Consider the following 1,607-nt stretch of genomic DNA (forward strand, 5'->3'; position numbering starts at 1 on the left):
TTACTGTCGAGTTTGTACTCCCATTGTCCGGTATTAGGGTTCAAGGTCAGTGTGCCGAAGTTGCCTTGCCCACCGCCATTCAAAGACCATGTATGGGTATCCCCTGCATCTGGATCAAGCGCAGCAAGTGAGCCACTCGATTGGGTTAATGAGCCCTCAACCAATCGTCCCGAGTCTTGCCCAATAATGGTTGGCGCATCGTTGGTACCTTGAATGTCGACGTTAACGGTCTGCTCATGCCGATGACCGTTGGCATCGATCATGACAATCTTCCACGTTTCAGTAACTTGTTGACCTTCAGCGAGCGCTTCGGTTTGCGGAGAATTATTGAGCGTATAGGTCCATTTTCCAGTGTTGGCAGCAACGGTCAGGGCACCATATGCACCGCCTACAACAGGATGCGCAGAGACAGATTGATAGCTTCCAACGGTTGAAGGAATTGGCGAACCAGACTGAACATTGCTATCTGTATAGGTGCCATTTGCAAAACTAAAAAATTCGATGTTCTTAACGGTATCTGTGCCGTCACGCCCAGGTATGGTATCGATAACTCGAAACTGACCATTGCCCAAATCGACAATACGATACTCACTTCGACTTCCAGTAAACTCAGCGGTATCGCCTTTATTAGCCGATCCGCCATCTAACAGATCATTTCCGCTACCACCTCTTAAAACGTCATCTCCTTTTCCTCCCTTCAATTGGTCGTTGCCATCACCTCCGTGAATTCGATCATCCTTATCGCCTCCGTCTATCCGGTCGTTACCTCCGCGTCCGTCGATAAAACCTTGCTTGTTAGTACCCTTAATGTGATTGTCTGCATTATTGCCAACACGAGTAGGACTAGAATTTTCATCAGGTGCTTTAAACTCTGGGTCTTTTAAGGCAGTACCCGGTGCGCCAGAAAATGAGCCACTATCTTTGGGTTTGGTATTCTCAATAACATTCGCGACAATCGTAGGGTGCGTCGTGGTTACGCCACTCGGAGGAGTGCCTCCGCCCCCTGGAGCTCTATTTTGCGTTCCGATGACATCGACATTAATCGAGAAGGGTTGAGAAGTGCCGCCGCTTAAATCAACCGCGACAACTTGAAACGCCTCTTGACCCGTTTGACCTGCCTTCAAGGCTTTTGTATCTGCGTCATTGTTATCGAGGGTATATATCCACTTGCCATTTTGGTCGATAGAAAGCGAGCCATAAGTGCCGTTGGGGTTGAGTACGCGCCATTGGGTAATTTTGTCGCCTGTGTCTACGTCCGTTGCTTGCAAGAAGCCAACTGCATTCAATTGAAGATTTTCAACAGTCGTGCCCGTCGCGATTCCATTGACAGTTGGTACGTCATTGGTACCAACTAAATTCATGGAAATCACTTTTGATACCGACGCACCGGACTGATCGGTCGCCACGACGGCAAAGCTCTCGGTTGCGATTTGCCCCTGCGCTAAGGCTTGCGTTGCATTTGCACCTTTATCGAGGGTATATGTCCAATTACCGTTGGCATCAATCGTGAAAGTGCCATAGGTGCCTTTGAAAGTGCCTGGAGTAAACGTCGCAGTATCGCCCTTATCGACATCGCTCGTGCTCAGCGTTCCAGATAACTGAGTTTG

Annotated in this window: 1 protein-coding gene; it reads right to left on the minus strand. The window is 48.8% G+C overall.

The window, feature by feature from the left end:
• On the minus strand, positions 1-1,607 hold a 1,607-nt coding region (locus A3739_RS24160; RefSeq protein WP_082878588.1), incomplete at both ends, for a VCBS domain-containing protein.

This window comes from Oleiphilus sp. HI0067, assembly GCF_001635735.1.